Source organism: Paenibacillus sp. FSL W8-0439, assembly GCF_038008995.1.
Classification (GTDB): Bacteria; Bacillota; Bacilli; order Paenibacillales; family Paenibacillaceae; genus Paenibacillus; species Paenibacillus polymyxa.
The window spans coordinates 1-6,087 of record NZ_JBBPAK010000002.1 but is presented as its reverse complement, the minus strand read 5'-3'; the positions used below and the strand labels follow the sequence as shown (position 1 = coordinate 6,087).

Genomic DNA, 6,087 nt, shown 5'->3' with positions numbered 1-6,087 from the left:
GAGCCATTACCTCACCAACTAGCTAATGCGCCGCAGGCCCATCTGTAAGTGACAGCAAAAGCCGCCTTTCAACTTACCATCAGGAGATGATAAGTATTATCCGGTATTAGCTCGCGTTTCCGCGAGTTATCCCAGTCTTACAGGCAGGTTGCCTACGTGTTACTCACCCGTCCGCCGCTCGTTCCACGAACGTCCCTCCGAAGAGTTCTGTCCGCTTCCCGCGCTCGACTTGCATGTATTAGGCACGCCGCCAGCGTTCGTCCTGAGCCAAGATCAAACTCTCCATAAAAGTGTTTGTTTCTTTAGCTTTCAGAAGTCAACTTCTGACTTAAATATTCAAGAAAAACGAGGTGTTTTTCTTCTTTCGTACTGGTTGTTTTGTTCAGTTTTCAAAGAGCAATTTCTTTGTCGCTTTTAAAAACAGCGACCAAATTAATATATCATGTTTCAAAACCATTGTCAACAACTTATTTAAAAGTTATTGAGTGGAGCCTAGCGGGATCGAACCGCTGACCTCCTGCGTGCAAGGCAGGCGCTCTCCCAGCTGAGCTAAGGCCCCATATTATATTCATGTAATGGTCGGGAAGACAGGATTCGAACCTGCGACCCCTTGGTCCCAAACCAAGTGCTCTACCAAGCTGAGCTACTTCCCGATGGCGCGCCCGAGAGGAGTCGAACCCCTAACCTCTTGATCCGTAGTCAAACGCTCTATCCAATTGAGCTACGGGCGCTTATGGTGCCGAGGACCGGAATCGAACCGGTACGGTAATCACTTACCGCAGGATTTTAAGTCCTGTGCGTCTGCCAGTTCCGCCACCCCGGCAATATTTGGAGCGGAAGACGGGATTCGAACCCGCGACCCCCACCTTGGCAAGGTGATGTTCTACCACTGAACTACTTCCGCGTATTGCCTTTATTTAATTAATGGTGCGGGTGGAGGGACTTGAACCCCCACGCCCGAAGGCACTAGATCCTAAGTCTAGCGCGTCTGCCAATTCCGCCACACCCGCAAATGGTGAGCCATGAAGGATTCGAACCTTCGACCCTCTGATTAAAAGTCAGATGCTCTACCGACTGAGCTAATGGCTCCTTAAAAGGAAAATGGTGCCGGCCAGAGGACTTGAACCCCCAACCTACTGATTACAAGTCAGTTGCTCTACCAGTTGAGCTAGGCCGGCATAATGGTGGAGGATGCAGGGCTCGAACCTGCGACCCCCTGCTTGTAAGGCAGGTGCTCTCCCAGCTGAGCTAATCCTCCATTATTGGTGACCCGTACGGGATTCGAACCCGTGTTACCGCCGTGAAAGGGCGGTGTCTTAACCGCTTGACCAACGGGCCAGGTATTATTTTCCAGTTAATAGGAAAATAAATAATTTCACAGGCAGATTTTAAAAGTTAAACTTCAAATCTACGACCAGTCGGTTATTAACCGAAGTTCTACCATTAAGGTACTGTGAAATAAGGATTGCCTGGCGGCGTCCTACTCTTGCAGGGGGAATCCCCCAACTACCATTGGCGCTGAAGAACTTAACTTCTGTGTTCGGCATGGAAACAGGTGTGACCTCTTCGCTATCGCTACCAGACTTATTTATTTAGGATTTGCACCCTGAAAACTAAATAAGAGTAACGTGACATCAAAAAACTTAGATAAGTCCTCAATCGATTAGTATCCGTCAGCTGCACGTGTCGCCACGCTTCCACCTCGGACCTATCAACCTCATCGTCTCTGAGGGATTTTACTCACTTGAAGTGATGGGAAGTTTCATCTTGAGGGGGGCTTCATGCTTAGATGCTTTCAGCACTTATCCTTTCCACACGTAGCTACCCAGCTATGCTCCTGGCGGAACAACTGGTACACCAGCGGTGTGTCCATCCCGGTCCTCTCGTACTAAGGACAGCTCCTCTCAAACTTCCAACGCCCACGACGGATAGGGACCGAACTGTCTCACGACGTTCTGAACCCAGCTCGCGTACCGCTTTAATGGGCGAACAGCCCAACCCTTGGGACCGACTACAGCCCCAGGATGCGATGAGCCGACATCGAGGTGCCAAACCTCCCCGTCGATGTGAACTCTTGGGGGAGATAAGCCTGTTATCCCCGGGGTAGCTTTTATCCGTTGAGCGATGGCCCTTCCATGCGGAACCACCGGATCACTAAGCCCGACTTTCGTCCCTGCTCGACTTGTAGGTCTCGCAGTCAAGCTCCCTTCTGCCTTTACACTCTACGAATGATTTCCAACCATTCTGAGGGAACCTTTGGGCGCCTCCGTTACCTTTTAGGAGGCGACCGCCCCAGTCAAACTGCCCGCCTGACACTGTCTCCGAACCGGATTACGGTCCTGGGTTAGAATGGTCATACAGTTAGGGTGGTATCCCACGGGTGCCTCCACGTAAGCTGGCGCTCACGCTTCAAAGGCTCCCACCTATCCTGTACAAACTGCACAAACATTCCATATCAGGCTACAGTAAAGCTCCACGGGGTCTTTCCGTCCTGTCGCGGGTAATGCGCATCTTCACGCATAGTATAATTTCACCGGGTCTCTCGTTGAGACAGTGCCCAAGTCGTTGCACCTTTCGTGCGGGTCGGAACTTACCCGACAAGGAATTTCGCTACCTTAGGACCGTTATAGTTACGGCCGCCGTTTACTGGGGCTTCGGTTCAAAGCTTCGCTTACGCTAACTCTTCCCCTTAACCTTCCAGCACCGGGCAGGTGTCAGCCCCTATACTTCGCCTTTCGGCTTCGCAGAGACCTGTGTTTTTGCTAAACAGTCGCTTGGGCCTATTCACTGCGGCTCACTCACAAGTGAGCACCCCTTCTCCCGAAGTTACGGGGTCATTTTGCCGAGTTCCTTAACGAGAGTTCTCCCGCTCACCTTAGGATTCTCTCCTCGCCTACCTGTGTCGGTTTGCGGTACGGGCACCTATGATCTAACTAGAGGCTTTTCTTGGCAGTGTGAAATCAGGAACTTCGGTACTCTATTTCCCTCCCCATCACAGCTCAGAAATATGTCAGACGGATTTGCCTATCTGACTTCCTCGCATGCTTGGACGCACATCCATCAGTGCGCACTCCTTATCCTCCTGCGTCCCCCCATTGTTCAAACAATCATGAGGTGGTACAGGAATATCAACCTGTTGTCCATCGCCTACGCCTGTCGGCCTCGGCTTAGGTCCCGACTAACCCTGAGAGGACGAGCCTTCCTCAGGAAACCTTAGGCATTCGGTGAAAGAGATTCTCACTCTTTTTTCGCTACTCATACCGGCATTCTCACTTCAAAGCGCTCCACCAGTCCTCACGGTCTGACTTCTCTGCACTTTGAACGCTCTCCTACCATTGTTCGTAAGAACAATCCGCAGCTTCGGTGATACGTTTAGCCCCGGTACATTTTCGGCGCAGCGTCACTCGACCAGTGAGCTATTACGCACTCTTTCAATGATGGCTGCTTCTAAGCCAACATCCTGGTTGTCTGTGCAACGCCACATCCTTTTCCACTTAACGTATACTTTGGGACCTTAGCTGGCGGTCTGGGCTGTTTCCCTTTCGACTATGAACCTTATCACCCATAGTCTGACTCCCAAGTTGAAGTAACTGGCATTCGGAGTTTGACTGAATTCGGTAACCCGGTAGGGGCCCCTAGTCCAATCAGTGCTCTACCTCCAGTACTCACGATCTTGAGGCTAGCCCTAAAGCTATTTCGGAGAGAACCAGCTATCTCCGTGTTCGATTGGAATTTCACCGCTACCCACACCTCATCCCCGCATTTTTCAACATACGTGGGTTCGGGCCTCCAGTCAGTGTTACCTGACCTTCACCCTGGACATGGGTAGATCACACGGTTTCGGGTCTACGACCGCATACTCATTCGCCCTATTCAGACTCGCTTTCGCTACGGCTCCGTGTCTTCCACTTAACCTTGCATACAATCGTAACTCGCCGGTCCATTCTACAAAAGGTACGCCGTCACCCATTAACGGGCTCCGACTACTTGTAGGCACACGGTTTCAGGTTCTATTTCACTCCCCTTCCGGGGTGCTTTTCACCTTTCCCTCACGGTACTGGTTCACTATCGGTCACTAGGTAGTATTTAGCCTTGGGAGATGGTCCTCCCGGATTCCGACGGAATTCCACGTGTTCCGCCGTACTCAGGATACACTCCGGAGGAAATTCCTTTTCAACTACAGGGCTGTTACCTTCTTCGGCTGACCTTTCCAAGTCGATTCGTTTAAAGAATTTCTTTGTAACTCCAATGGAGTGTCCTACAACCCCAAGAAGCAAGCTTCTTGGTTTGGGCTCTTTCCGTTTCGCTCGCCGCTACTCAGGAAATCGATTTTTCTTTCTCTTCCTCCAGGTACTGAGATGTTTCAGTTCCCCGGGTCTGCCTCATCTACCCTATGTATTCAGATAGATGTCCTGTCCCATTACGAACAGTGGGTTCCCCCATTCGGAAATCCCCGGATCAAAGTTTACTTACAACTCCCCGAGGCATATCGGTGTTAGTCCCGTCCTTCATCGGCTCCTAGTGCCAAGGCATCCACCGTGCGCCCTTATTCACTTAACTAAAGTTTTGGAATAAGTTTGCTGATTACTTCGTAATCAGTTGTGTTGCTATATCAATAGCTTTTTTGCCTTATTTCTAAAGTTTGATGTCGTTGTTACTCTTATTTAGTTTTCAAGGTACAAGCTTCCACACGGATGTGGTGACTTCTGTGTTGTCACATGGACGTGACGGTTTTAACAGAAGTTCCTTGAGAGATTGCTCTCTCAAAACTGAACCAAACAACCAAGTACAAAATTCCGTTATATATCCTTAGAAAGGAGGTGATCCAGCCGCACCTTCCGATACGGCTACCTTGTTACGACTTCACCCCAATCATTCGTCCCACCTTCGGCGGCTGGCTCCAAAAAGGTTACCTCACCGACTTCGGGTGTTACGAACTCTCGTGGTGTGACGGGCGGTGTGTACAAGACCCGGGAACGTATTCACCGCGGCATGCTGATCCGCGATTACTAGCGATTCCGGCTTCATGTAGGCGAGTTGCAGCCTACAATCCGAACTGAGAACGGTTTTATGGGATTTGCTTGACCTCGCGGGCTTGCTTCCCTTTGTTCCGTCCATTGTAGCACGTGTGTAGCCCAGGTCATAAGGGGCATGATGATTTGACGTCATCCCCACCTTCCTCCGGTTTGTCACCGGCAGTCACCTTAGAGTGCCCAACTAAATGCTGGCAACTAAGATCAAGGGTTGCGCTCGTTGCGGGACTTAACCCAACATCTCACGACACGAGCTGACGACAACCATGCACCACCTGTCACTTTGTCCCCGAAGGGAAAACTCTGTCTCCAGAGCGGTCAAAGGATGTCAAGACCTGGTAAGGTTCTTCGCGTTGCTTCGAATTAAACCACATGCTCCACCGCTTGTGCGGGTCCCCGTCAATTCTTTTGAGTTTCAGCCTTGCGGCCGTACTCCCCAGGCGGAGTGCTTAATGCGTTAACTTCAGCACTAAGGGGCGGAAACCCCCTAACACCTAGCACTCATCGTTTACGGCGTGGACTACCAGGGTATCTAATCCTGTTCGCTCCCCACGCTTTCGCTCCTCAGCGTCAGTTACAGACCAGAGAGTCGCCTTCGCCACTGGTGTTCCTCCACATCTCTACGCATTTCACCGCTACACGTGGAATTCCACTCTCCTCTTCTGCACTCAAGTCCTCCAGTTTCCAATGCACGTTTACGGTTGAGCCGCAAGATTTCACATCAGACTTAAAGAACCGCCTGCGAGCGCTTTACGCCCAATAATTCCGGACAACGCTTGCCACCTACGTATTACCGCGGCTGCTGGCACGTAGTTAGCCGTGGCTTTCTGGTCGGGTACCGTCAAGGTACGATCAGTTACTATCATACTTGTTCTTCCCCGACAACAGAGTTTTACGATCCGAAAACCTTCATCACTCACGCGGCGTTGCTCCGTCAGACTTTCGTCCATTGCGGAAGATTCCCTACTGCTGCCTCCCGTAGGAGTCTGGGCCGTGTCTCAGTCCCAGTGTGGCCGATCACCCTCTCAGGTCGGCTACGCATCGTCGCCTTGGT

General features: G+C 51.1%; 10 tRNA genes and 4 rRNA genes. All 14 read right to left on the bottom strand.

The features are described from left to right. Positions 1-289: ribosomal RNA gene (locus tag MKX36_RS25350) — 16S ribosomal RNA — on the bottom strand; the annotation flags it as partial. A 197-nt stretch (positions 290-486) separates the two neighbouring features. Beyond that, positions 487-559 (bottom strand) — tRNA-Ala (locus MKX36_RS25345). 17 nt (positions 560-576) lie between these two features. After that, positions 577-653, bottom strand: a tRNA-Pro gene (locus tag MKX36_RS25340). Between the two features lies 1 nt (position 654). Beyond that, positions 655-731: transfer RNA gene (locus MKX36_RS25335), tRNA-Arg, on the bottom strand. A 3-nt stretch (positions 732-734) separates the two neighbouring features. After that, positions 735-823, bottom strand: a tRNA-Leu gene (locus MKX36_RS25330). Between the two features lie 6 nt (positions 824-829). Next, positions 830-904 (bottom strand) — tRNA-Gly (locus tag MKX36_RS25325). Positions 905-925: 21 nt separating this feature from the next. Beyond that, positions 926-1,010: transfer RNA gene (locus tag MKX36_RS25320), tRNA-Leu, on the bottom strand. A 3-nt stretch (positions 1,011-1,013) separates the two neighbouring features. Further along, positions 1,014-1,089, bottom strand: a tRNA-Lys gene (locus MKX36_RS25315). 13 nt (positions 1,090-1,102) lie between these two features. After that, positions 1,103-1,178, bottom strand: a tRNA-Thr gene (locus MKX36_RS25310). Between the two features lie 4 nt (positions 1,179-1,182). Further along, positions 1,183-1,258, bottom strand: a tRNA-Val gene (locus tag MKX36_RS25305). Positions 1,259-1,263: 5 nt separating this feature from the next. After that, positions 1,264-1,338: transfer RNA gene (locus MKX36_RS25300), tRNA-Glu, on the bottom strand. Between the two features lie 129 nt (positions 1,339-1,467). Next, positions 1,468-1,583: ribosomal RNA gene (rrf, locus tag MKX36_RS25295) — 5S ribosomal RNA — on the bottom strand. A gap of 60 nt (positions 1,584-1,643) precedes the next feature. Next, positions 1,644-4,560: ribosomal RNA gene (locus MKX36_RS25290) — 23S ribosomal RNA — on the bottom strand. A 253-nt stretch (positions 4,561-4,813) separates the two neighbouring features. Further along, a 16S ribosomal RNA gene (locus MKX36_RS25285) occupies positions 4,814-6,087 on the bottom strand; the annotation flags it as partial.